Below are 25,823 nucleotides of genomic sequence, written 5' to 3' on the forward strand. Positions count from 1 at the left end.
TCCCATCACCCACAGGAGGCTCATCATGGCCAGAGACACCACCACGTTCACCGATGCCATCCATTCCGACCCGCAGTCCGTCGAGGACAATGCGGGGTGGGGTGGCAAGCTGCTCATTCCGGCGCTGGACCGGGCCGTGCACATGCAGACCGGTGCCATCGAAGCCTATGTGGCACGTCTCAAGCAGAAGAATCCGGATCATTCCCCGCAGCAGATCCAGAAGATCATGGATGATCACCTGAAGAAGATCGCCACCGGTACCGGTGCGTCGGTGGGTCTGGCCGCGGCTGTTCCGGGGATCGGTTTCCTCACCGGCGCGTTGGCCGTCAGTGCGGAGTCGCTGGTCTTCCTCGACGCGGTGGCGTTCTACACCATGGCGTCCGCCCACCTGCGCGGGGTGGATATCAGCCACCCGGAGCGTCGTCGTGCGCTGATCCTCGTGGTGCTGCTCGGTTCGCAGGGCACCGCGCTGGTGGATGCCGCCGTGGGTGATATCTCCAAGAAGCGTAAACTTCCCGCCGCCAATATCTCCCGGTTCAGCATCGGCGGTCTGGCTGATGTGAACAGTCGCCTGCTGCGCATGGCCATCAAGCGTCTGGGTAAGCGTTTCCGTGGCGCGTGGCTGGGTAAGATCCTGCCCCTCGGTGTCGGCGCGGTGGTGGGCACCCTGGCCAACCGCAAGCTGGCATCCAAGGCCATCACCAATGTCGGCCAGTCGCTCGGTCCCCTGCCCGCCTAACAACGCTTTTCGACGCATCCCCCGCCCCCCTCACCCGACGAAAGGACCTCTCCCCCTCCGGTTTCTCCCCTGAAAGGCCCACACTTGCCCCGTAGCACCTCACCCACCCCCAACCGCCTCCGCCAGCTGATCACCGTGGCGTGGCAGCGCCCCGTGCTGACCACCATCACCGTGATCACCGCAGTGCTGGCCACCCTGTTCGAGCTCACCATCCCGCTGCTCACCGGCGGGGCCATCGACATCGCCCTGGGTCAGACGGGCGCCACCCTGACCACCTCCCTGCTCGACGCCATCACCCCGGCCGGCACGAGCATGCTCACCGCCGTGATCACGCTGATCATCATCGTGGCGCTGGCGCGCTATGCCACCCAGTTCGGTCGCCGGTACACCGCCGGCCGGTTGAGCATCGGTGTGCAGCATGACATCCGCCTGCAGGTCCTGGGCACCCTGCAGCGTCTCGACGGTCCCGGCCAGGACGATATCCGCACAGGCCAGGTGGTTTCCCGGTCGATCTCGGATATCAACCAGGTCCAGGGCCTGCTGGCGATGATGCCCATGATCATCGGCAACGTGGTCAAGCTGGTGGTCACCCTGGTGATCATGCTGTTGATCTCCCCACCGCTGACCATCATCGCGGTCATCCTCGTGCCCCTGCTGCTGTTCGCGGTGGCCTATTCCCGGCGCGCACTGTTCGCCTCCACGTGGTCGGCGCAGCAGAAGGCCGCGGATCTGGCCACCCACGTTGAGGAGACCGTCTCCGGTATCCGGGTGGTCAAGGCGTTTGTCCAGGAGGACCGGGAGGTGGAGAAACTCGAGGACAACGCCCGGGATCTCTACGCCCAGCGCATGCGCACCGCTCGCCTGACCGCGCGGTTCATCCCCATGGTGGAGCAGCTGCCCCAGATCGCCCTGGTGGTCAACATCGTCGGTGGTGGTTATCTCGCCATGACCGGCCAGATCACGGTGGGTACCTTCGTGGCGTTCTCCGCGTACCTCACCAGCCTCTCGGCGGTAGCCAGGTCCCTGTCGGGCATGCTCATGCGTGTACAGCTGGCACTGTCGTCGGTGGAGCGTGTCTTCGAGGTCGTTGATCTGGAACCCGAGCACCACGATCCCGTGGACACCATCGCCGTCCCGGACAATCAGCCCCTCGGCCTGCGCCTGTCCGATGTGCACTTCCGGGGCATCCTCAACGGTCTGGATCTCACGGTCAATCCCGGGGAGACCATGGTGCTGGTGGGCCCGCCCGGATCGGGCAAGACCATGGCGGTGCAGCTGGCCGGCGCCTTCTACCAACCGGAGCAGGGCCACCTGTCCTTCCTGGATGCCCAGCGCCGCCCGCTGCCCTTCGACCGTCTCGCCACCGGTGATATCCGCAGCAACCTCATCGCCGTCTTCGATGAGCCGTTTCTCTACTCCACCACCATCCGCGACAACATCGCGATGGGGCTCGATGTCACCGACGAGCAGGTTCAACGGGCCGCTGAGATGGCGCAGGCACATGAGTTCGTGGACAAGCTCCCCAACGGTTACGGCGAGGTGGTCGGTGAACGTGGACTGACGCTCTCCGGTGGGCAGCGGCAGCGCATCGCGCTGGCCCGGGCGTTCCTGGCGCGGCCGCGGGTGCTCGTGCTCGATGATGCGACCTCCGCGATCGATGCCACCACCGAGGACCGCATCTTCCGCGCCATCCGCGAGGAACTGACCGATGTCACCATCCTCATGGTCGCCCACCGTCACTCCTCCCTGGAGCTCGCCGACCGCGTCGGCCTGGTGGAACGCGGTGTGGTGACCGCCCACGGCACCCTGGAGGAGATGAACCATAACCCGCGGTTCGCGCACCTCATGGCGCTTGATTTCAAGGAGCCGGGCACCCCGGAGTTCGAACTCGACGGCGCCGCCGAGCCCGACCGCGGTGAGCTGTGGCCCGCGCTGCAGGAGCAGGGCAGTCATTACCGCCTGATCACCAACACCTCGAGTGTGGGTGGGCGCGGCAGCGGTGCGTCCATGCCCGCCACCCCGGAGCTGATCGCACGGGTGGAGGCGCTGCCCCCGGCCACGGAACAACCCCGGATCGACACCGCGCGGTTGAAGAACGAGGCCCGTCCCTTTGAACTGGGTCGCCTGTTCCGCCAGGTGCGCTTCCTCATCGCGGCCGTCATCGGTCTGCTGCTGGTGGGTGTGGTCGCCGATCTGGCCTTCCCGACGCTGATGCGCATGGCCATCGACAACGGTGTCCAGGCCCGCGACACCGGCACGCTGTGGATCATTGCCGGCGTGGGCGCGGTCGTGGTGCTGCTGGGCTGGGCGGCCGCGACCGTCAACACCGTGCTCACCGCCCGGACCGGTGAACGTCTCCTGTTCGGTCTGCGGCTGCGGTCGTTTGTGCACCTGCTGCGGCTGAGCATGGATTATTTCGAACGCACCATGTCGGGGCGCATCATGACGCGCATGACCACCGACATCGACAACCTCTCGTCCTTCCTGCAGACCGGCCTGGCGCAGACGGTGGTGTCGGTGGGCACGCTCGTCGGTGTGGTCACCATGCTGCTGATCACCGATGCCACGCTCGCGCTCGCAGCGCTGGCGGTGGTGCCGGTCATCGTGGTGCTCACCCTGATCTTCCGCCGGATCTCCTCGCGTCTGTACACCCAGGCCCGCGAGCAGATCAGCCAGGTCAACGCCACCTTCCAGGAATCCATCGCCGGCCTGCGCACCGCGCAGATGCACCGCATGGAGGACCGCGTCAATGACACCTTAGAACGCGAGGCCGAGGAGTACCGCCGCCTGCGCGTGAATTCCCAGACCGCGGTGTCCATCTACTTCCCCGGCCTCACCGCCCTGTCGGAGATCGCCCAGGCCCTCGTGCTCGGCCTGGGTGCCTGGCAGGTGGCCCGTGGCCAGCTCAGCCCCGGCGTGCTCGTGGCGTTCGTGCTCTACATGGGTCTGATGTTCGGGCCGATCCAGCAGCTCAGCCAGATCTTCGACAGCTACCAGCAGGCCGCCGTGGGCTTCCGCCGCATCCGCGAGCTGCTGGCCACCACCCCGTCCGTGCCCGACGACGGCACCACACCCGGTGCGCGCGCCGCCGCCGGCGGCCACCTGATGCTTGACGACGTCTCCTTCGCCTACACCGACACACCCATCCTGGAAAATGTGCACCTGACCATCGAACCCGGCACCACCGTCGCGGTGGTGGGCCCCACCGGTGCTGGTAAGTCCACCATCGTGAAACTGCTGTCCCGGCTCTACGACCCCACCGCCGGACAGGTATGCGCCGCCGGCACCGACATCCGCGACTTTCCCACCCGCGACTGGAGGCTGGCGATCGGCCATGTGCCCCAGGAGGCCCACCTGTTCTCCGGCACCGTCGCCGACAACATCGGGTACGGGATGACGGGGGCGTCGCAAAGCATGATTGAGGACGCCGCCCGCCGGGTGGGTGCGCTCACCGCCATCGCCGCGATCCCGGGTGGATTCAACCACCCCGTCGGTGAACGCGGACGCGGCCTGTCCTCCGGGCAGCGCCAACTGATCGCCCTGGCGCGCGCCGAGCTCATCGAGCCGGTGATCATGCTTCTCGACGAGGCCACCTCCACCCTCGATCCCGCTACCGAGACAGTCATCCTCAACGCCTCCGCCAGGGTCACCCGGAACCGCACGAGTGTGATCGTCGCGCACCGGCTCGCCACCGCCAGTAGGGCCGACCGGATCATCGTGGTTGACGGGGGACGTATCATCGAGGATGGTTCCCACGATGAACTTCTGGGAGCGCATGGAACCTACGCAACAATGTGGCATTTAGTAGGGTGACAGGATATTTTAGGAAAGACTGTTACCAAAAAGTGCTAAAACTGGGGTGCTAGGTCCCCGCGACCGGAACCAGCGTTACAGTGGATAAAATAAAGCCCATTTAGAACCCTCAACAAGCAAGGAAAAGAGGCGAGTACCTGCCGTGAGCAGCGCTAGTACTTTCGGCCAGAACGCGTGGCTGGTGGATGAGATGTTCCAGCAGTTCAAGAAGGACCCCCAGTCCGTGGACAAGGAATGGAGAGAGCTCTTCGAGTCTCAGGGGGGTCCACAGGCTGAAAAGGCTACCCCCGCCACCCCCGAAGCCAAGAAGACAGCTTCGCCGCAGTCCTCAACTTCCGGCAAGTCCACCGCCAAGGCTGCCCCTGCCGCCAAGACCGCACCGGCCTCTGCACCCGCCAAGGCTGCCCCTGTCAAGCAAAACCAGGCATCCAAGCCTGCCAAGAAGGCCAAGGAGTCCCCCCTGTCCAAGCCAGTTGCCAAGCCTGAGCCAGGAACCACCCCCCTCAGGGGCATCTTCAAGTCCATCGCGAAGAACATGGACCTCTCCCTGGAGGTGCCCACCGCCACTTCCGTCCGCGACATGCCCGCGCGCCTCATGTTCGAGAACCGCGCCATGGTCAACGACCAGCTCAAGCGCACCCGCGGCGGCAAGATCTCCTTCACCCACATCATCGGCTACGCCATGGTGAAGGCTGTCATGGCACACCCGGACATGAACAACTCCTATGACATCGTCGACGGCAAGCCGTCCCTGATCGTCCCGGAGCACATCAACCTCGGCCTGGCCATCGACCTCCCCCAGAAGGACGGCTCCCGCGCACTCGTGGTCGCCGCCATCAAGGAAACCGAGAAGATGACCTTCTCCCAGTTCCTCGAGGCCTATGAGGACGTCGTCGCACGCTCCCGCGTGGGCAAGCTGACCATGGATGACTACCAGGGTGTCACCATCTCCCTGACCAACCCGGGTGGCATCGGAACCCGCCACTCCATCCCACGTCTGACCAAGGGCCAGGGCACCATCATCGGTGTCGGCTCCATGGATTACCCCGCTGAGTTCCAGGGTGCCTCCGAGGACCGCCTCGCCGAGCTCGGTGTGGGCAAGCTCGTCACCATCACCTCCACCTACGATCACCGCGTCATCCAGGGCGCGGAATCCGGTGAGTTCCTGCGCACCATGTCCCAGCTGCTCGTGGACGATGCGTTCTGGGATCACATCTTCGAGGAAATGAACGTTCCCTACACCCCGATGCGCTGGGCACAGGACCTGCCCAACACCGGCGTGGACAAGAACACCCGTGTCATGCAGCTCATCGAGGCCTACCGCTCCCGCGGTCACCTCATCGCCGACACCAACCCACTGCCCTGGGTCCAGCCCGGCATGCCGGTTCCGGACCACCGTGACCTGGATATCGAAACCCACGGCCTGACCCTGTGGGATCTGGACCGTACCTTCCACGTCGGTGGTTTCGGTGGCAAGGAGACCATGACCCTGCGTGAGGTGCTCAGCCGCCTCCGCGCCGCCTACACCCTCAAGGTCGGCTCCGAGTACACCCACATCCTCGACCGCGATGAGCGCACCTGGCTGCAGGACCGCCTCGAGGCCGGTATGCCCAAGCCCACCGCCGCCGAGCAGAAGTACATCCTGCAGAAGCTCAACGCCGCCGAGGCGTTCGAGAACTTCCTGCAGACCAAGTACGTCGGCCAGAAGCGCTTCTCCCTCGAGGGCGCCGAAGCACTGATCCCGCTGATGGACTCCGCCATCGACACCGCCGCAGGCCAGGGCCTGGACGAGGTCGTCATCGGTATGCCACACCGTGGTCGCCTCAACGTGCTGTTCAACATCGTCGGCAAGCCACTGGCCTCGATCTTCAACGAGTTCGAGGGCCAGATGGAACAGGGCCAGATCGGTGGCTCCGGTGACGTGAAGTACCACCTCGGTTCCGAGGGTACCCACCTGCAGATGTTCGGCGACGGCGAGATCAAGGTCTCCCTCACCGCCAACCCCTCCCACCTCGAGGCCGTCAACCCGGTCATGGAGGGCATCGTCCGCGCAAAGCAGGACATCCTGGACAAGGGCCAGGACGGCTACACCGTCGTCCCGCTGCTGCTCCACGGTGACGCCGCCTTCGCCGGCCTGGGCATCGTGCCCGAGACCATCAACCTCGCAGCCCTGCGCGGTTACGATGTCGGTGGCACCATCCACATCGTGGTCAACAACCAGATCGGCTTCACCACCACCCCGGACTCCAGCCGTTCCATGCACTACGCCACCGACTACGCCAAGGCCTTCGGTTGCCCGGTGTTCCACGTCAACGGCGATGACCCGGAGGCTGTTGTCTGGGTGGGCCAGCTGGCCACCGAGTACCGCCGCCGCTTCGGCAAGGACGTCTTCATTGACCTCGTCTGCTACCGCCTGCGCGGCCACAACGAGGCTGATGACCCGTCCATGACCCAGCCGAAGATGTACGAGCTGATCACCGGACGCGACTCCGTGCGTGCCACCTACACCGAGGACCTCCTCGGCCGTGGTGATCTCTCCGAGGGCGACGCCGAGGCAGTTGTCCGCGACTTCCACGATCAGATGGAATCCGTGTTCAACGAGGTCAAGGAAGCCGGCAAGAAGCAGCCTGCAGAGCAGACCGGCATCACCGGTTCCCAGGAACTCACCCGTGGCCTGGACACCAACATCACCCGCGAGGACCTGATCGAACTCGGCCAGGCCTTCGTCAACACCCCCGAGGACTTCACCTACCACCCACGTGTGGCACCGGTGGCCAAGAAGCGCGCCGAGTCCGTCACCGAGGGTGGCATCGACTGGGCATGGGGCGAGCTCATCGCCTTCGGCTCCCTGGCCAACGAGGGCAAGCTGGTCCGTCTCGCAGGTGAGGATTCCCGCCGTGGTACCTTCACCCAGCGTCACGCCGTAGCCATCGACCCGAACACCGCCGAGGAGTTCAACCCGCTCAACGAGCTGGCACAGGCCAAGGGCGAGGGTAAGTTCCTCGTCTACAACTCCGCTCTGACCGAGTACGCGGGCATGGGCTTCGAGTACGGCTACTCCGTGGGCAACCAGGACGCCGTCGTGGCCTGGGAGGCACAGTTCGGTGACTTCGCCAACGGTGCACAGACCATCATCGATGAGTACATCTCCTCCGGTGAGGCCAAGTGGGGCCAGACCTCCTCGGTCATCCTGCTGCTGCCCCACGGCTACGAGGGTCAGGGTCCGGACCACTCCTCCGCACGCATCGAGCGCTTCCTGCAGCTGTGCGCCGAGGGTTCCATGACCATCGCCCAGCCGACCACGCCGGCGAACTACTTCCACCTGCTGCGTCGCCACGCACTGGGCAAGATGAAGCGTCCGCTGGTCGTCTTCACCCCGAAGTCCATGCTGCGCAACAAGGCCGCCACCTCCACCCCGGAGGAGTTCACCGAGGTCACCCGCTTCCAGTCGGTGCTCGATGATCCGAACGTGGCCGATGCCTCCAAGGTCAAGAAGATCATGCTGTGCTCCGGCAAGGTCTACTACGAGCTGGCCAAGCGCAAGGAGAAGGACAACCGCGACGACGTCGCCATCGTCCGTATCGAGATGCTGCACCCGATCCCGTTCAACCGTCTGCGTGACGCGTTCGACGGTTACCCGAACGCCGAGGAGATCCTGTTCGTCCAGGACGAGCCGGCGAACCAGGGTGCATGGCCGTTCTACCAGGAGCACCTGCCCAACCTCATCGAGGGCATGCTCCCGATGCGTCGCATCTCGCGCCGTTCCCAGTCCTCGACTGCGACCGGCATCTCGAAGGTGCACACCATCGAGCAGCAGAAGCTGCTGGATGATGCCTTCAACGCCTAGTCTCCAACACTCCAGTTGATAGTCTGAACCCCGCTCGTACCTTTTGGGTGCGAGCGGGGTTCCGCTATTCCTTCATAAGCGATAATATTCATCTACCGCCTATAGCGTTTGACTTCTACATTTTAACTTTGCGAGCATCCCGGTCACCCAGGAAATCCCGGGCTTTGCTCGCGCCATCATCCGCGCAGGTAGATGACTTTCCAAGGCGATGTTGTCGGTTTCCTTCCAGAAGCGCTGCGTTATTTGGGAACAGCACTCGCAACGCCCCCTAAAACACCTAATCAGAGGCTATTATTTAAAAGGGCACCTGCCGTCGTTAGTTCGACGGCCTTTCATTGAGGAGCAACTCGCTCAACATCGCTGCACTGCTGATCGAAGACCTGCCGTCGTTAGTTCGACGGCCTTTCATTGAGGACCATCCGGCACATCCGGCACACGCACAGGACACCGAGCCTGCCGTCGTTAGTTCGACGGCCTTTCATTGAGGAGTCGCTGTCCTAGAGGAGCGGAAAGCCGACCCGCCCTGCCGTCGTTAGTTCGACGGCCTTTCATTGAGGAGCGGGAGAGCATCTCATTGAGAATCTGCTCGTTGGTCCTGCCGTCGTTAGTTCGACGGCCTTTCATTGAGGAGCCACTGACGTGTCCCGCGGGTGGGTGTCCGGCAAGCCTGCCGTCGTTAGTTCGACGGCCTTTCATTGAGGACCAGCAGCTGGTCAGCGAACCCGACCGCCTGCGACTGCCTGCCGTCGTTAGTTCGACGGCCTTTCATTGAGGAGCCGTGAAATGCGCCTATCTAAAGCCAAAATCATTGTGCCTGCCGTCGTTAGTTCGACGGCCTTTCATTGAGGAAGGCCACGGGGAAAGTTTCCCCCGTAATATTTTTCGCCCCTGCCGTCGTTAGTTCGACGGCCTTTCATTGAGGAGGCACCACCATCTACGCCGACAAAGCCGCCGCCGAACCTGCCGTCGTTAGTTCGACGGCCTTTCATTGAGGACTAAGTCGGGCTGCCCTCACATAGGCCAGTATTTCCACCTGCCGTCGTTAGTTCGACGGCCTTTCATTGAGGAGAAACTGCACGGTGTCCAGCACACCGTTGATTTCCCTGCCGTCGTTAGTTCGACGGCCTTTCATTGAGGACTAACAATCCCCCGTGGGCACGGTGCGGGCGGGCCCCTGCCGTCGTTAGTTCGACGGCCTTTCATTGAGGATTGCAAGCAGTGGCACCTACTGGAAACATTTCTTATCCTGCCGTGGTTAGTTCGACGCCCTTTCATTGAGGAGGAAAAGAACATTGACATTCCCCTGACCTCATGAGGAACCTGCCGTCGTTAGTTCGACGGCCTTTCATTGAGGACCGGACCCCGGAGTACATCCTCGACCGGGCGATCCGCCTGCCGTCGTTAGTTCGACGGCCTTTCATTGAGGATCGGAGCCACCAGCAGGTTCTTTTGGGGGAAGCCACCACCCTGCCGTCGTTAGTTCGACGGCCTTTCATTGAGGATCGGAGCCACCAGCAGGTTCTTTTGGGGGAAGCCACCACCCTGCCGTCGTTAGTTCGACGGCCTTTCATTGAGGAGCTTCATTGACCACGGTGGTGAGGGTATCGACCCCATCCTGCCGTCGTTAGTTCGACGGCCTTTCATTGAGGAGTCTAAGAAGGCGTTGCAGGCGCGGATGGTGGACTTCCTGCCGTCGTTAGTTCGACGGCCTTTCATTGAGGAATGATGGGTGCCCCTGAGTCATTCTTCTTGGATGACCTGCCGTCGTTAGTTCGACGGCCTTTCATTGAGGATCAGAGAGTGCGAGACTGCGTGCCTGCATAGCGTCCTGCCGTCGTTAGTTCGACGGCCTTTCATTGAGGATCGCTGAAAATGTTCCCGCAGGAGGTCGAGGAATGGGTCCTGCCGTCGTTAGTTCGACGGCCTTTCATTGAGGACTATGTACCCACAGGGCAACGAGTGCACCTCGCCACCCTGCCGTCGTTAGTTCGACGGCCTTTCATTGAGGACTCCTCCACGGCACCGCCCGCGACATCACCACCCGAACCTGCCGTCGTTAGTTCGACGGCCTTTCATTGAGGACACACGTGGACACCACCCATCGACGACCCACCCGTCCTCCTGCCGTCGTTAGTTCGACGGCCTTTCATTGAGGACCAGCGACGACCGCACTACCGTCAGCACCGAATGTCCTGCCGTCGTTAGTTCGACGGCCTTTCATTGAGGACCGCAGACACAGCCGGATCGCTAGAGGTCATTTCCACCTGCCGTCGTTAGTTCGACGGCCTTTCATTGAGGATTTCCGTTCTCTGAATCTGTGGGGTGGCGCGGTTGTCCTGCCGTCGTTAGTTCGACGGCCTTTCATTGAGGAGACCTCATCGGCCTGGCACGCTGCCACCCGGACTCTGCACCTGCCGTCGTTAGTTCGACGGCCTTTCATTGAGGAATGCCGGCGGCGTAGGTGCGCGGACTGACGCTGCATGTCCTGCCGTCGTTAGTTCGACGGCCTTTCATTGAGGAGCCGAGACACCACAGTCGGCACCCGCATCTTCGCCCCTGCCGTCGTTAGTTCGACGGCCTTTCATTGAGGATCACTGCAGGAGGGTGACTGGTGGGCGAATCTCGGGCCTGCCGTCGTTAGTTCGACGGCCTTTCATTGAGGATACAAGTGCTGTGGGATGCCGCTGACCAAGAGGCGACCTGAATATTCGCGGTTAGAAGAACCGGTGATGGTGTGCTTGAGAACCACTTGCCATTGAGTGCTGTTGGTCTCGGACAGAGCCATTCCTGGTGCCTGAGAGAGCCACTATCTTTAGGCTCCTTTAAGTCATATGAGAGGCATATGACTTAAAGGAGTTACCTCTGATGGTAAATCGAATACCGGCGAAGCGTGTGCTTCGCCTCCGCGCAGAAGGATTGTCACAGCGAACAATCGCCGCGTCACAGCGGATCTCGCGTAACAGCATCACCGCGGTTTATGATGCCGCGGACACACTCGACATTGATTTCGACGACATCGCTGATATGGACGACGCCGATGTTTACGCCCTGCTCTTTCCAGGACGCGGTGAACACCGAAGCATCTTCGTTCAACCAGACTGGAAGCAGGTACATAAGGAACTCGCCAAAGTCGGAGTGACCCTGAAACTCCTCCACGGTGAATACACCGATCAGGTCTCCGCCACGGCCGGAGTACCGATGAGCTACGACCGATTCTGCCGTGGCTATGAACGCCACGTCATGATCACCGGGGTTGATTCCCGGGTCGGACATAAAGCCGCACGCACCGTCGAAGTTGACTGGTCAGGCCCGACAATGAGGCTGCTGGACCCGGTCACCGGTGAAACACGAAAAGTCTATCTCTTTGTCGCCTGCCTGGCGTTTAGCCGTCTGGCGTTCGTCGAACCCACCCTAAATATGGAACAAGCAACCTGGTTGCGTGCGCATGTGTCCATGTTTGAGTTCTTCGGGGGATCAGTCCCGCGGATTGTGTGTGACAACCTGAAAACCGGGGTTATCTCCCATCCCCGGGACGGCGAGATCGTCCTTAATGACGCCTACCGGGAACTGGCTGCCCATTACTCGGCTGCAGTCCTACCGGGCAGGGTCAAAGCACCCAAAGATAAACCCTCTGTGGAAAACACCGTCGGGCATGTCGCCACCGTAGTCATCGCAGCCCTGCGTAACCGCACGTTTGCCAGCCTGGCGGAGTTGAAAGCAGCCATCACCGAGCAGATCACGACGTATAACGCCAACGCCTTCCAGAAACGCCCGGGTAGCCGTGTCAGCGTGTTCCAGGAGGAAGAACAAGCCCTCCTGCGGCCCCTGCCGGTGGTGGCCTACGAGATCAGCACCTGGGCCAGGCGCCGACAGGTGGCACGCAATGGGCACGTGACCTGGGCGAAGAACTACTATTCGGTGCCGTATATCCATGTCGGTGAACACGTGGATCTAAGGATCACCGCCCAACTGGTGGAAATCTGGCAGCATGATCGGCGCCTGGCATCGCATGTGCTCCTGCCGGCGACTGCGGTCAACCAGTACGCCACCCGGGAAGCAGACCTTCCAGAAGGAAAGGCATGGCGGGAATGGGATCGTGAACGCTTAACTGACTGGGCCAGGAGAATCGGGCCGCGCACCGCGCAGGTGGTGGAGCGGATCTTTGAATCGGTACCGGTCGATGACCAGGGCATCAATCCTGCTGTGGCGGTGTTGCGCCTATCGCGGCGTTATTCCCCTGCCCGGTTGGAAACCGCTGCCGGCATCGGATTGGCCAGCGGGATCTACTCACCACGCTACGGCCACCTTCACCCGATCCTGGCCACCAACAGGGATAAGGCCGGCACCACTGAAGTATCAGAGCCTGACCACGAACCTGCTGGTTATGTCCGCGGGGCGTCTTACTATGCAGGAGGAGAGAAATGAGCATCATTGATATTTCCACCAAGGCGAAACTCCGGGAAATGGGGGCCGCGGAACTACTTATGGCCCTGGAAACCCAGGATGATCACCTCACCATGGATCTGCCGTTTACTGAGCGGATCCGCTTGGCAGTCGATGATGCCTACACTGCATTTACCGACACAAAAGTCACCGGGTTGATCAAACGTGCTGGTCTGCGCTACCCGAATGCGGACCTGCGTACCATTGATCTGATCGAGCAACGTGGCTTGGACCGGTCCGTCATCGCGGAACTGGGGACCTGCAGTTTTGTGGGAAACCACCGCAATATTGTGTTGCAGGGGTTCACCGGGTCCGGCAAGTCTTATTTGGCATCAGCGATTGCGAAAGCGGCGTGTCATCACCGGTACCGGGCGCATGTGATTCGGATGCCTGATCTGGCGGAGGCGTGGCGAATGGCTGCGGATCAACCCCAGGGGGCAACGAAGTTCATCCGGAAGTACACGGCATTTACCGTGCTGGTGCTGGATGAATGGCTCTTGGAGAAACCCGATGATCACATCCTGGCGATGTTGTTGGAGTTGATGGAACGCCGGTATGACACCACGTCGACGATCTTTGCTACCCAGTACGCGAAGAAGGATTGGCATGCCCGTCTTGGTGGTGGGGTTCATGCGGATGCGATCATGGATCGGATCGTGCATAACGCCACCTGGATTAATACGGGTGAGGTTAATATGAGGGAACACACCGCGGCCAGAACCCGGGAGTAAGTAGTTGTAGTGCGTGGGGAGCGGTAGTGGTTCTGGTCAACACCACTACTGGCTCCCATTCACACCATCGTCGGGTCTGAAAGGCACGAACGGGTGGCTCCTATAAGAGCGAATATTCAGCGACCTGCCGTCGTTAGTTCGACGGCCTTTCATTGAGGATGACGTGCTGGGCACGATCCCCGAGCTAATCGTGCCTGCCGTCGTTAGTTCGACGGCCTTTCATTGAGGAAGTGGGTTTCCTGCGCCATCGGTCCACGCCGATCCTCCTGCCGTCGTTAGTTCGACGGCCTTTCATTGAGGATGGTCATTGTGGATGGTTACGCTTTTCCACTCCCCGCCTGCCGTCGTTAGTTCGACGACCTTTCATTGAGGACCAGGGTCGGCTGAGCTGATCTATGATAGCCCTGGCCTGCCGTCGTTAGTTCGACGGCCTTTCATTGAGGAACCGACGAGGAACTAGCCCGGATCGAGGCTGAGCACGCCTGCCGTCGTTAGTTCGACGGCCTTTCATTGAGGGATCCACCCCGCCTCAGCCGGCCATGGCCTCAACCTCCCCTGCCGTCGTTAGTTCGATGGTTCTTATTCTAGGTGTCAGTCTTTTCGCCATTGACTTCCAACCAGGTGCGCCGCGGACAGAACACCGTATGAAGAACCAAGCTTATCGGCAATGATTCGGTCATAGGACCACAACCTCCCCCTTCAGTATCTGGCGTTCTGGGGCTGAAGAGCTCCCAGTTTTCAATACCGGGTACTTGGCAAGCGCCACGATGCCTCGTTGTCTGAGCCAAGTTGATGCCGCAAGCCCATCGAGAAGGAGCCTAGAATCTCCCTTCTCCGCTTCAGGTTCCATGAGTTCATGGGATGACACCACATGCAACTCGTGGGAAAGAATGATCGTCTTCAGGCGCGCTAGAGTCACGGGAACTACGGGGATTGGCAAGACTGCATACCTGGTATGCAAGATATCTGAAGGGAATGCTGCTGGTGTAATGCTCAGGGTATGGCTCTGATGACTAAGGGGAAATATGCTGATACCAATGATGGCAGCGAAAGCTAAAGCAACATCTGTCGGACCCGGCGAGGTAAACCCGGTGGAGGTACGAGAGTCAGAAGCGTTCTTTCCCAATGGATCATTCACCTGTGAACCATCCAGGCCAGCCAGAATTTGCTCGGTTGACCAGTCTGAAAGTTCAACACACATCAACGCTAAGCGATCTTTGATGAACTCCTGACCCTTGTTGCGAGTTTTCATTTCCCAGCGGGAAGCACCATGGTCCGGACGGCGGTCTTTGCCCTGGAACCGCCAATACGCAGGTTCACCCAGCCCACCTATCAACTCTAAAGCCGTCAAATCAGCTTCGACGAGGAGTTTATCTAAATGGGACAGCCGGAATCTCTGGTGTCGTTGCCATGTATCCAGGTCGTTGATGACTTTCACCCGGGGGGAAAAAGGCGATCGTTCGACAACAGACTGCCCCTCGGGATAAGGCATGGTTTGCACGACCCAAGAGCCCGGTTGCGTCCATCGTTGAGCTACGAATCGAAGAGCATCAGCAACTTGAGCCGGAGTAACTTCATCAAAATGAAGCTCGGCCTTGGGGAAAGGATCCGACGAGTAGACAATACTCGCCCGATCGCTGATTTCGACTTCAGCAATCTGTGCGATTCCCATAGTTGCGAAATAGGTCAGTGCCGACGTGACATCACCGGCAACAGTCAGTGAACTTTTCATCGTCCCTCCCTGGATACCTGAGCATCAGCAGCTCTTTCAAAGGCTTCGAACATCGCCATTGTGTAGTAGCCGATATCACGATGAGTAGTGGTGATAATCGAATCCCACTTCCCGGTCGTGAAAAGTTCCGCTGCTAAATCTCGAAGTGAATGTTCTGGGTTATCGAGCAAATCATCCCCTACATGGGGAAAATCAGGTCGTCCGTGCCCATGGCTGGTACCGATAATCCTCAAGGGGATCAGAGCATCTGAGCGCGTGGCGAAAAACAGAGCGGATAATTGCTCATGCCTCCAGCTCGAAGGCAATCCACTCTCCGATCGAGCCTTTCGCACTTGGCTGACGGTGCGGGATTCACTCTTGGCGAGCACTTCATCGATACCTGATGCACCAAGCATCCGCTGGAAGCGTGGGTCTCTTTTTCCTTCGTCGTGATGTTCTGCCGCGAGCGTTACTGCGTCGATAAGCTCCGGCTTCAAGTCGAGTAAACTGCACATCTTTCTCGCCCGCAGGCCGACGGCCTGCTGATGATCACTCAGCAGGACCCGCCTCTTTGATGTAGTCCACTCTTGAAGTGCTTCTTCATCAGGAGACGCAACGTCTTTCTTAATGACGAAGAACCATGGAACGACCTCCCGGCCCCCGGTTTCGATGATTGTTGCTGATATTGTAACTTCAACCTCTTCTATACCGTCTGAGTAAAGTTCAGCCACTTCGTCGGAAGTCATTCCGACTAGTTTCTCGAATGCCTGTTGATCCAAGCGTGAGAGGTGTGGATTAAAAACCCGCAGTTCTCCTTTCAGAGGAACCTCGGTGGGAGGTGGATCTTGAGGTTTCATCGTCGCGACGTTTTCGGTGGTAAAAGGCAAACCCCTATCAATGACAAGGATGTCCCCAGGGCGAAGCGTGTCCTCAGTTGTCATTAGGGAGACTTCGTTTTCCCGGAAGAGAAAAACACGCCTCAAGAGTGGGGTCTTTCGGCGGCCCTGCGACTTCAGTTCCATTTTGAACCGATGGGCTGGTGTGACCACTAATTCCTCACTGATCATCTGTAGAATTGAAAGGCTCGCGGGAAATGCTTCCTCGTCACGTGGCGGTAGGGCTTTAAGGAGTTCTAGCGCTGTGGGGTCGTCCTGGGGTAGATTTTCCCGCACCACCACGCCACCCATGGTCACATCCTGCTCAAAGGAATCGCGAAGCCAAAGACCCAGGTCTGGTTCTGCGAATAGTTTCTGCGAAGTTTTGGAGAAGAGGTCCAGGTCTGTTAGTTCCACTCTCTGGAAGAGATCTCTACGTGGGCTTTCCGCAGGGGCAGCAATCTTGTTAATTGTCGCAGGGTTGAGGCTTCCTTCCTCTGCCACTTGATGCAGCCAGTGGAGTGCTGCGGCAAGATCATCACCACGATAGGGTGGATGTTCCGTTTTGATCACGTCAGGTGACGGCGGAGTGAGAATGACAGCCTCGCTCTGTTCGAAATCTCCGAGCCGGTTCAGACGCCCGAGTCGTTGCGCTAGTGCTGCTCCAGGAGCAAGCTCTGTGACCAGCCCACGAAAGTTCGCGTCAATACCCACTTCTAGAGTTTGTGTAGCTACTACGATATCGACCGAATCATCCCCTCTGGGGGTAAGAAGGTCTGGATGCGTTTGTCGTAGTTGTTCAACGTCGTAGGGACGCATTCGACCCACGAGTAACTTAACCGCTAATCCACGCTTCCTCAGAGCCCTTGCGATATTCGTTGCTGTATCAACATGGTTGACCATGCACCCCGTTGTGGCGCCATACGTCGAATGCAGTCGGGTTGCTTCATCGACAGCCGCATTCACCACCATTGAGTTCGCGGGACGTCCATTCCACCCTTGAAGCGGTTTGAGCACTAGTTTCTTATGGGCATTCAACCGCTTTCTCAGAAGCACGTCTGGTCCACTGGGAGAAAGCTCATCAGGAGAAACCCCCACTGTTACTAGTTCCCCGGTTTCTTCTTGGGGTGAAGTAGCCGTCGTTTCCACCACTTGCAAGCTGGGGATCCCCGTAGGCATTTCACGTCGCTGTAGCTTAGCCACCGTTCGGGCGGTGAACAGCAACTGTCGGTTGAGATGGGCCTCATCCAAAATCAATACAGAATCCATCGCCACGAGAGTGGTTTCCCGCGGGCGAGCGAACCTCGAGGAACCATAGCCTCGGAACAGCAGACGCGAGCCCCACATATCTGGAGTCGCCGCAATCACCGCACAAGCTGAAAGATCATCAACGGGTAGAGTCCGGTTGCTTAACTCACCACGAAGGTGTCCAAGCTCAAACGGGCCCGAATCCGGCGCTACCCGGAGTGTCTTCAATGATTCACTGACGCGCCAAAGAAGTTCATCACTCTCAGGCGTCGACGCCTTCAGACGACTGAGAATCATTTCCGCTCTTACAGCCTGACCATCAACAAGAGCACGTCTGTTCACCACGAGGTGCAATCTGCGCGGAATACGGATACCTAAGCCCTGGGCGCAGGCATTCGCAAAAAGATGGATATCCACGACCGAGGACTTTCCGCCTCCGGTAGGCACCACCAATCGATCTGGCCATCTCTGATCTCGTAGAATCAGTTCCAACAATTCGGACTGCCAGGTGAAAGGTGCATGACCTCCATTCAACAATCGGAAGAAGTCTCCAAATTCAGCTGGTTCCACCACTTTTTTCAACTCACACACGACGATCCTCCTTCCATGATTCTGGAACCTCCTCCGTGGGAATATCTAATGGGATAAGCAACCCGCCACCCAGGTGTCGAGACTGTCCAATGGCGATTACAGACGTGGAATCCGATAGATCACCTAGGTCGAACTGCCCGACCCACGGCTGGGTCACAACACTCTGATGTGTCTTATGGGCAAACGAGGCGCTTTTACCAGGAACTATTCTGGAGCCCAAGACCCTGGCGCCGCGTTCCTCCACCTGGTTTCTTACTGAGATATAAAGATCCTGACCTCTGGCTGAATGGTCCAACTCGTCGCGCCAGACGAAACCGAGTGACAGTAAGCCAGAATCTGCAAACGTCCATGTGCGGCCGAACTTGGTTTCACTAACCTGCCGAGTTTCAGGAATGATGGGGCTGGCTGGCTCCCAAAATCGTGTGTAGCCATCGGATTCCAGCTTCCAGAACTCAGCAGCTGAGACCACATTGCCACTAAAACGGATGTTGCGACGACCGATGTTGCGTGACCAGAGGGTGGTGACACCTGGGAGGGCTGTAGCAAGCGCATCAAGTTCCGATTCATCTGCTCCAGCTGGGATCATCAACAGAAGAATGCCGGAATTGAGGCCAAGCTGCGGATCCACCATATCTGTCGCCACGGTAGAGGGGAGATACTGGATTGCTAACCTGTTGGCCGGCCGTCTCACTCCAGGGGCGTACTTCCCTGTGACAAGTCCCGGGGCGCCTGCTCCGATGGACTTAATCAGTGCTCGATGCATGTCCACGCATAGTTCAACTCGATGTTTCTCTGGGATATCGCCCCCCAGAATCTCCAGCACAATTATCTGGGACCATGGCCGGTATGGATACTCTTTAAACGAGTCCTTGTACCTGGCGACAGTGAGGTTATCATTTGCTGCCTGAGCGGGAGTTGGTAGCTCTGAGATCTTGAACTTATCTCGACTAACGGTCGGTGGTTTAACCGGATTGGCGCCGGCGAACTGCTCAATCAGGTGGTCCGTCCGCCCAGGTGCCGGCACTCGTACCGTCCTTCCAGCCCTGTCGAAGGGCGAGGACTCCCTATCGAGATGAAAGGTGGGATTTACTTCAGCACACTCCAAAATCGCTAGGCTGGAGGCCTCCCCGAGATAAGCCACGTCTTCGCAGAGCAGTTCCAGGGTGTCCGCTATCTGTTCGGGGACATGCTTCCAAAAATATCCATAGCTGCCTGACAAGCTCACACCATCGGACACAGCTCGTTCTTCGGTAGGCCGTTTAGGGTTGATCGAGCTTACGCGTCGGTAGATGAAACGCTGCCCATTTGGTGCGACCCACCTCTGTTGAGGAAATTCAATGCCGTCGGGTGGATTATGTTCGAGCCACCGAAGAGCCTCGACTGACTCTCTAGTGGGTTTCATTCCTTCTGGGAACACCTCCGCCGTTGATCCTCGACCGGCGGAATTCACCAAGGCCGCGTGAAGCCTCGCAGGATCTGGAAACCAGTCTGGACGGCCATTTTGTTGGTGGCCGAGATATACCCCCAGAGGAAATCTCGCCTGAATATTGAGGAATCGCATTGTCAGTCCTCGGGGTCTTCTTCGACAGCGCCACTGTAGACCACAGGGTTTCCCTCAACCTTGAGCACCTGGCCATGCCAGTCTGCGGCACCCAGGTCACGTGCGTATGCTATGGCTTTAGCAAGTAGTTCATCCGAGTATTCAACCGTGAGGGCATCGTAGGTATCATAATTGCCGAAGCGGCGGTCCAGCGTGACCACAGGTGCCGCCGCTTCAACCAGGTGGCAGTTCGCCCGGAGGTAAAGCTCCTGCTCAGCGCGCGCAATAGCTGACAACCCCAGGGCTGCGAGTAAGACCCGACCTGCAACCGTAGCCTGCTCGTCAGCACCGAACCGCAATTGGCGGAGGGTGGCAAAGCTTAGGACCCAGGACCGAATGATGGTCCGGCAAGATACACCACCCAGAGATTCCAGCGTCGGAGGAATCCCACCCAATCCCAGAGTTGAAGCCGAAACTAAACCTTTCTTGGCCTGTTTGATCTCATTTTCGATCTTTGCTACAAGTTTAGGGCTGAGCTCATCGCGTTGACCATCCAGGAGTTCCTTCATCTGGGGCCCCGTAAGTTGGACGCTCATTGAGTAGGGATCCACTCTCGCGCCACCACGCTTAGACTGCTGTTCAACTCCTGCTCTCCCCTGATCCGCAAGAACTCCGATGACCTCCCCTGCCAAAGCACTGGGAAGCCGTAGCTGATTTTTTACTCGTGTGGAATCCCAACCACCGAATAGCGCTGCGGCAGGTGCAGTGTTGACGAGTGGCGCGATATTTGCGGGAGAGGAATTCCTCACTGCACGGTATGTCTCGTCTTGCGTAGCGGGCTGCCCATCGATGGTGCCTGCTCGCACATGCCCATCTGCAAATCGGTGCGGGAGTTCAAGATCGGTGAAGGTTAAACCATCGGGATAGGAAACCTCAATTCGGGGAAGTTTGGATATAACCTCGTGACCAGCATTGATATCTCCCTGGAGGGCTGATTCCGCGCGGTTACCTTGTGACTGCTTGCTGTCAAGTAGAGCCACCTCAACAGCCTCCCCGTCGACGTAGCGCCACTCGAAGGCGAAAACCGAATTAGAGCGATCAACAAACTTGGCGGGAGAAACTGAGGCGTGTGCTCCTGCCGCAGGCATCAGAGTTGTAACTGAGGTTAGAACGTTGGCACCGCCGCGGGTACATGCAGCCACTAGATCATCGAACGTGATCATATCAGATCCCTTCATAGTTTTTAGAACACGCGAGCGAACGAGAACTTTTCTGTCCGGAGGACTTCGTATAGTCCAAGTAGTTCCACGGATAAGCGTATCTGCTTTCTGCGAACGGCGAGGGCTTTTGGCATTGAAAATTTGAGCCTTTTTATTCTCTCTCAAGTTAAATGCTCGTAAGCATTGCTTTTTTTCCGTAGGATTAAATGGTCTTCCTCTCGAATTATGCCCGTTGAGGCGGTGTGGCATCGGTGGCATAGAGATTCTCACCCAGGTCAAGTGCTCTCTTCAATGAAAGGCCACACCGCCAGAAACCATCCTAATCCCCGAGTCGTAAAGGATCATCCATCGCCCATCTTGGTTACGTTACAAAATATCGTCGACGGCAACTATGAGGTGCCTGGTATCGGGACATACGTCCCCCTGGTGGATCTGAGCGCCTAGTCGGGGTGATGAAGCGCCTGAGACGACCCGGCGCTGAACGATACGCTCCGCATCCCAGGGCGGTTGTCGACATTTTGCCCCGCGCGTAATACTTGGCCCACTGATGGAACAGCCGAGACGGGAGTGTGCTGATCAGGAGCTTCTCTTGATGAGGGCGTTTGACCTCTTGCTGCCCCCTATGCAGCATTTGTCAATCTCTAGCGACAGACGAAATGGTAGCGACCCACTGGCAGTAGGCGCAATCAAGGGATTGTGGTCACCCCGAGGGCGGGAGCCCGGGTATCCACCTGTCATCACCGCTGATGCGCTGGGCCCGGTCGTAGAGGGGTTTGAGCTCCTCGACATCCTCCACGGTGAAACCGGCGTCGGGTGTCGCGATGGCCGCGAAACCATCCAGCATGGACGCGCCATAATTGTGCCCGTGACCGTCGGGAACGTTCTGGGCCATAGGCAGATCCGCGGAGATCTGCAGGAAGGTGATCACCGGCATCCACCGCATGGCGGGCAGGCGGTCGAAGCCGGGTTCCTCCTCCAACCAGTCCGGTTCCCGGAAGATCAGGGAGGGCGACCACCACACCACCGGATCAGACGGGTGCTGGAGGTAGAGCACACGGGTGGGGCCCCAGGATTCCTCATCCAGGGTCTGGGCGAACGCCTGCACATCGGCCGCCGAATTGGCGAAGCGGATCACCGCCCCACCGGAGTATTCGGGTTGTACCTCAGGGGTGCCGGGGTCACGGCGCTCGGTGAAAGCCGACCACAGGGGGTTGAAATTGGGTGGGCCGGCCAGCAGGATCCCGTCGACGGAATTGACGATGTCCCTGATACCGGAGAAACCCGATTCCACCCCGGTGGATCCCAGCGATTCGCCGTAGAGATACAGCCTTGGGCGGGTGTCCTCCGGCAGGGTGTTCCACCAGTCGATGATCGGGGTGATCAGCTCCCTGCCACCGTTGACCACATCGGTCCCGCCCTGGAGGAAATGCACCGGCGAGGGCAGGTAGGAGTACTGGGCTGCCGCCCAGGCGGCATCACCGTTGTAGAGCAGCTCGAAGGCCTGAACGGCCTGCGGGTTGACCCAGCCGGTGCCGGTGGTGAAGTTGAGGACAATGGCTTCACGGCTGACGGCATCGGTGCGGAGTAGTTCGTCGATAAGCACCCAGGCGCGCTCGGTGTGGGTGGGCGCGGTGTCCAGACCGGCGTAGACGCGGATGGGCTCGCGGGCGGGCCGGCCGGTGAGTTCGGTGAGCTGGTCACGCCCCAGGCCCTGACTGACGAAGCGGGTGCCGTACTGGCCGAGGCTCTCCCACTCGACGGGGGATGCGGGGGATCCGGAACGTTCGGGCGCGGTGGGTGGCTCCACACCGGGTTCGGGTTGTTGGTACTAGGTGTAGAGGGCGCGTTCGGTGCCGCGCACAATGGTGCCGGGGATGACCTGCTCGACGGTGATGAGCAGGATGATTATTGCCAGCGCCCATGCCGTCACCGCCTGGAGGCTCGGTGCCCAGCCGCCCAGGACGGTGCGCGCGAACCAGCGGACCAGCAGTCGTAGGCCCCGCGCGAGGATGATCGCCATGGCCCAGCTGATCACGCCGATCGGAAGAACAAGTAGGAACTCCCACAGCTCATAGGCACGTGCCTCGGTCAGTTCCGCGAGTCCACGTTGCCAGCGCAGTGAGAAGATGACGAGGGTGAGCATCCAGATCAGCAGGACGACGGTGAGGATCAGCTCTGCGCGGGCGCGGTGACGGGTGCTCAGGCTGGGTAGTTTTCCCTGTAGGCGCTCGGCCACCCGGTCCCTGCCCCAGGTGTCCCACAGGGTGAACAGCAACAGGCCCAGGCCGTAGGCGCTCGCGGCGGCCAGACCGCAGATCAGGCCCTGATAGAAGAAGGTACGGGGCAACAGTGATGGGGTCAGCCCCAGGACGAAACCGATCGCGCCGAACACCAGGACCCACGGGTGCGGGCGCCACCGGTTCAGCGTTTCAGTGTTCATGATGCCCACCATTCTAGGGCCTGCTCACCTGGTGAGGGCGGGTGAGATCAGGGTTCTCGTAGCCCGGTGCGGGCGTCGGCGAGTGGCTCCTCCGGGGCTGTCGTGGGATTGGCATCGACTTCCGGATGGGTCTCGAATTTCTTCCGACGGCGGTCCCGGACACCCACGGCCAGGTTCCACAACGCGTAGAGGATGAGGGCGCCGGCCGCCGTGGGCACCACGATGTCCCGTTTCTCCCCGTTGAACCAGTTATTGACCCAGCCCAGCATGGGGATCCGGTACCAGACGGTGCCGTGGATTTGGACATCACGAATCGGGGTGGCATCTGGCACATCGTTGGCATCACCCTGGGTAATGAAGCTGACAGAACCATCCGTGGAAGAGTTCTTCTCAATCACCCTGTGGGTGATCAGCTCCGATTCCCCCGAATGTACCTGGTAGGTGATCACGTCACCGATCCTGATATCGGTCGGCTCTTTCGGCTTGATGACCACCAGATCACCCGGTTCGTAGGTCGGCCGCATCGACCCGGACAGGACAGACAGGGGCATGCCATCGACAGCGGCCGGGACCGCGACCACCAGGGCTGCGACAGCTAACACAAGGATGCTGATGCCTGTGGTGAGTCCTCTCCATACTGCACCCACAATTGAACTTTTCTCATTCATGGGTCATCCTTCCTGGAAAGTGGCGAAGAAAGGCAATGACCACCACTGTCACTGGCGTGGCACTGGTGGTCATTGGTCATCTTCGAGCTACATTATCTCAACTGGTTGAACCAGATCTAGATGGCCGGATTGGCATCGGTCTGAGTGAGGGCCAGGGCCATACCCGAAAGATTCACCTTGCCCAATTGGGAGTCATTGGTAGAGCCTTCGAAGGGGAAGTCGATGGTGACGGTGGCGTTCACAGTACCTGTTGTATTCTCCTCGAACTCGTAGGTAGTGGCATCCACTTTAGTAACACCCCCCGGTAAGGTCTCACCGAGACTGATCTCAGCCTTGTTGAAGAGCTGGGTAGCGAGATTCGAGTCAGCCGACCCCTCGTCGTTATTGACCGGTGTGATCGCTCCAGGGGTTAGCTTGAGCGTTGCCTCGAGATCATCACCCTCAGTCGTGTAGGTGATCGCCTGGGTGAACACCAGGGTGTCACCCGGCACAACCTTAACGGCATCAATATTAGTCCCAACCGGCACAGTGTTGAGAGTCCATGTTCCTGCTTCTCCTTCTTTCAGAGCCAGGTTACCGGCGGCAATCCCCTGATCAGGCTGAGTCACGTTGTCGTTCCACGACATGAACGTTCCGCCGCCACCAACGAGGAGGAGCGCTGCAGCTGCGGCAGCGATGGCACCCTTGGTCATCTTTTGCATTTTGATCGTATTCCTTCCACAACGGGGGTTCGCAGCTGAAAAGTGCTCCGCTGGGAATCCGTTTCGTTGGCCCACCGGGTTCGGTGGGTCCGTGTGTCGGGAAGCCAATTGAGGAGTGCCGTCTCGCAGTGATCCGATGTGCAGTCCGCGTAAGATTTTTATTTCTCCGGGACTTCCCATGTCTAATAATAGCCATGGTGCTTCATCAAAAACAACTGATACAACACTGAAAGATGGTTAGTTTTGTCACCATATGCAAATAACCAATCTATTAACATCCATTTAATAGATGGGCTAGAATATCCCCGCTGCCTGGGTAATCACCATGACCGAGCCAATGAGGGAAATCGTCACTGATCCAAGGAAGATCAACCGTCGGTTCAGATGCCTGTTTACCACGCTTGACAGGAAAAACCCAGCAATCACTGCCGGCGCATACAGCAGCGCCGCCCGCAGATGCATCGACTCGAGCGCGCCAGCACCAGTCAGCAGCGCAATCGAGATGGCACTGCCGATCACGAAACACACCGAGAGCGTCCCCCGCACTCGCTCTGGCGACATGGACCGCATGATCAACGCCAGGGGCGGGCCACCGATCGCGGTGGTGGTCCCCAGGAACCCTCCCGATGCGCCGGCAATGAAGGAATTTTTCCGCCCATGCCCCGGCGACCACCCCACGAGACTGACCAGCGTCCCCAGGATCACCGCAGCAGCCAGGATGATCTTCAACCCCGCCACTGGCATGGCCACCACCGCCCATGTACCCAGCACTGAACCGGGCACCCTCCCGAGCAGTGACCAACCCACCACGGGCCACTCCACCGCTCCCCTGTCGCGGGCCCAGGTCGCCAGGGAGAATCCGAAGGCCAACAGGAGGATCAGACCGGGCAGCAGGTCAGGTCGCATGAGGGCGATGATCGGGGCCGCGAGCATCCCCAGGCCGAAACCGATCGCGCCCTGCGCACACGCGGCCACGAATAACAGCACGCCGATGAATATTGTTTCCACACAGGCAGCGTACCCAGCCCCCGCCTCGAAACTGTCAGACCATTGATATAACGATCAAAGAGGAATCACTCCGGGCCGTTTTCTACATAGATACATGGCACCGTCAGCTGGAGACGATGACGGGTGAGCTAGTGATGCCACTGGAGGTTGATAATCACCGTTCCGATAGCGATGAGATGGTAGACATCGCGGGGCCATGCCCAACCCGGGGGCCCACATGTGCTCTATGGCAGCCCGAAGGTTCCGCC

13 protein-coding genes, 1 pseudogene and 2 CRISPR repeat arrays are annotated in these 25,823 nt (G+C 59.4%); of the genes and pseudogenes, 5 read left to right on the forward strand and 9 right to left on the reverse strand.

Annotated elements, in window-relative coordinates; all coding sequences use genetic code 11:
• Window positions 1-25: 25 nt before the first annotated feature.
• The 5 genes from H9627_RS09810 to H9627_RS09830 all read left to right on the forward strand — a co-directional run bounded on the left by H9627_RS09810 (window position 26) and on the right by H9627_RS09830 (window position 13,573).
• Entirely contained in the window at window positions 26-739 is a 714-nt protein-coding gene (locus H9627_RS09810; protein WP_191733851.1) for a hypothetical protein, read from the forward strand.
• A gap of 84 nt (window positions 740-823) precedes the next feature.
• The gene (locus tag H9627_RS09815) at window positions 824-4,552 is read left to right on the forward strand and encodes an ABC transporter ATP-binding protein (RefSeq protein ID WP_191733852.1); all 3,729 of its coding nucleotides are present in this window, start codon (window positions 824-826) and stop codon (window positions 4,550-4,552) included.
• Between the two features lie 142 nt (window positions 4,553-4,694).
• Entirely contained in the window at window positions 4,695-8,399 is a 3,705-nt protein-coding gene (locus H9627_RS09820; protein ID WP_191733853.1) for a multifunctional oxoglutarate decarboxylase/oxoglutarate dehydrogenase thiamine pyrophosphate-binding subunit/dihydrolipoyllysine-residue succinyltransferase subunit, read from the forward strand.
• A gap of 306 nt (window positions 8,400-8,705) precedes the next feature.
• Window positions 8,706-11,062: direct repeats of the CRISPR family, unit length 36 nt; unit sequence CCTGCCGTCGTTAGTTCGACGGCCTTTCATTGAGGA.
• A gap of 202 nt (window positions 11,063-11,264) precedes the next feature.
• Window positions 11,265-12,824 (forward strand): IS21 family transposase, encoded by a 1,560-nt coding sequence (gene istA, locus H9627_RS09825; protein ID WP_191733854.1) that lies wholly within the window; start codon window positions 11,265-11,267, stop codon window positions 12,822-12,824.
• On the forward strand, window positions 12,821-13,573 hold the full coding sequence (locus tag H9627_RS09830; protein WP_191733855.1) for an ATP-binding protein: 753 nt from the start codon (window positions 12,821-12,823) through the stop codon (window positions 13,571-13,573). Before istA ends, H9627_RS09830 begins: the two co-directional genes overlap by 4 nt.
• 123 nt (window positions 13,574-13,696) lie before the next feature.
• Window positions 13,697-14,090: direct repeats of the CRISPR family, unit length 36 nt; unit sequence CCTGCCGTCGTTAGTTCGACGGCCTTTCATTGAGGA.
• Window positions 14,091-14,249: 159 nt separating this feature from the next.
• On the opposite strand, the gene H9627_RS09835 is transcribed toward H9627_RS09830, so the two are convergent.
• The 9 genes and pseudogenes from H9627_RS09835 to H9627_RS09870 form a co-directional block, all read right to left on the reverse strand.
• Window positions 14,250-15,305, reverse strand: coding sequence for a hypothetical protein (locus H9627_RS09835; protein WP_191733856.1), 1,056 nt, complete (start codon window positions 15,303-15,305; stop codon window positions 14,250-14,252).
• Window positions 15,302-17,998 (reverse strand): type I-G CRISPR-associated helicase/endonuclease Cas3g, encoded by a 2,697-nt coding sequence (gene cas3g, locus H9627_RS09840; RefSeq protein ID WP_191733857.1) that lies wholly within the window; start codon window positions 17,996-17,998, stop codon window positions 15,302-15,304. The genes H9627_RS09835 and cas3g overlap by 4 nt, the downstream gene beginning before the upstream one ends.
• Window positions 17,991-19,559: a type I-G CRISPR-associated protein Csb2 gene (gene csb2 / locus H9627_RS09845; protein ID WP_191733858.1), complete on the reverse strand. Its 1,569-nt coding sequence runs from the start codon at window positions 19,557-19,559 to the stop codon at window positions 17,991-17,993. The genes cas3g and csb2 overlap by 8 nt, the downstream gene beginning before the upstream one ends.
• Window positions 19,560-19,561: 2 nt before the next feature.
• Complete coding sequence (gene cas7g, locus H9627_RS09850) at window positions 19,562-20,761, reverse strand: type I-G CRISPR-associated RAMP protein Csb1/Cas7g (protein WP_225213721.1); 1,200 nt, start codon at window positions 20,759-20,761, stop codon at window positions 19,562-19,564.
• A gap of 697 nt (window positions 20,762-21,458) precedes the next feature.
• The gene (locus H9627_RS14215) at window positions 21,459-22,466 is read right to left on the reverse strand and encodes an alpha/beta-hydrolase family protein (RefSeq protein ID WP_225213741.1); all 1,008 of its coding nucleotides are present in this window, start codon (window positions 22,464-22,466) and stop codon (window positions 21,459-21,461) included.
• A 12-nt stretch (window positions 22,467-22,478) separates the two neighbouring features.
• Window positions 22,479-23,210: pseudogene (locus H9627_RS14220) on the reverse strand (alpha/beta-hydrolase N-terminal domain-containing protein); the annotation flags it as partial.
• A 35-nt stretch (window positions 23,211-23,245) separates the two neighbouring features.
• Window positions 23,246-23,866, reverse strand: a complete 621-nt coding sequence (locus H9627_RS09860; protein WP_225213722.1) for a signal peptidase I — start codon at window positions 23,864-23,866, stop codon at window positions 23,246-23,248.
• Window positions 23,867-23,982: 116 nt separating this feature from the next.
• On the reverse strand, window positions 23,983-24,567 hold the full coding sequence (locus tag H9627_RS09865) for an alternate-type signal peptide domain-containing protein (RefSeq protein ID WP_191733861.1): 585 nt from the start codon (window positions 24,565-24,567) through the stop codon (window positions 23,983-23,985).
• A gap of 294 nt (window positions 24,568-24,861) precedes the next feature.
• On the reverse strand, window positions 24,862-25,575 hold the full coding sequence (locus tag H9627_RS09870; RefSeq protein WP_191733862.1) for a TSUP family transporter: 714 nt from the start codon (window positions 25,573-25,575) through the stop codon (window positions 24,862-24,864).
• Window positions 25,576-25,823: the final 248 nt, after the last annotated feature.

Origin of the sequence: Corynebacterium gallinarum, assembly GCF_014837045.1 — a bacterium.
Lineage (GTDB): Bacteria > Actinomycetota > Actinomycetes > Mycobacteriales > Mycobacteriaceae > Corynebacterium > Corynebacterium gallinarum.

Excerpts from the sequence above, each read along its gene's own strand:
- H9627_RS09830 (WP_191733855.1), top strand. The coding sequence starts at position 12,821 with ATGAGCATCATTGATATTTCCACCAAGGCGAAACTCCGGGAAATGGGG.
- H9627_RS09810 (WP_191733851.1), top strand. The coding sequence starts at position 26 with ATGGCCAGAGACACCACCACGTTCACCGATGCCATCCATTCCGACCCG.
- H9627_RS09835 (WP_191733856.1), bottom strand. The coding sequence starts at position 15,305 with ATGAAAAGTTCACTGACTGTTGCCGGTGATGTCACGTCGGCACTGACC.
- istA (WP_191733854.1), top strand. The coding sequence starts at position 11,265 with ATGGTAAATCGAATACCGGCGAAGCGTGTGCTTCGCCTCCGCGCAGAA.
- H9627_RS09865 (WP_191733861.1), bottom strand. The coding sequence starts at position 24,567 with ATGCAAAAGATGACCAAGGGTGCCATCGCTGCCGCAGCTGCAGCGCTC.
- csb2 (WP_191733858.1), bottom strand. The coding sequence starts at position 19,559 with ATGCGATTCCTCAATATTCAGGCGAGATTTCCTCTGGGGGTATATCTC.
- cas7g (WP_225213721.1), bottom strand. The coding sequence starts at position 20,761 with ATGATCACGTTCGATGATCTAGTGGCTGCATGTACCCGCGGCGGTGCC.
- H9627_RS09860 (WP_225213722.1), bottom strand. The coding sequence starts at position 23,866 with ATGAATGAGAAAAGTTCAATTGTGGGTGCAGTATGGAGAGGACTCACC.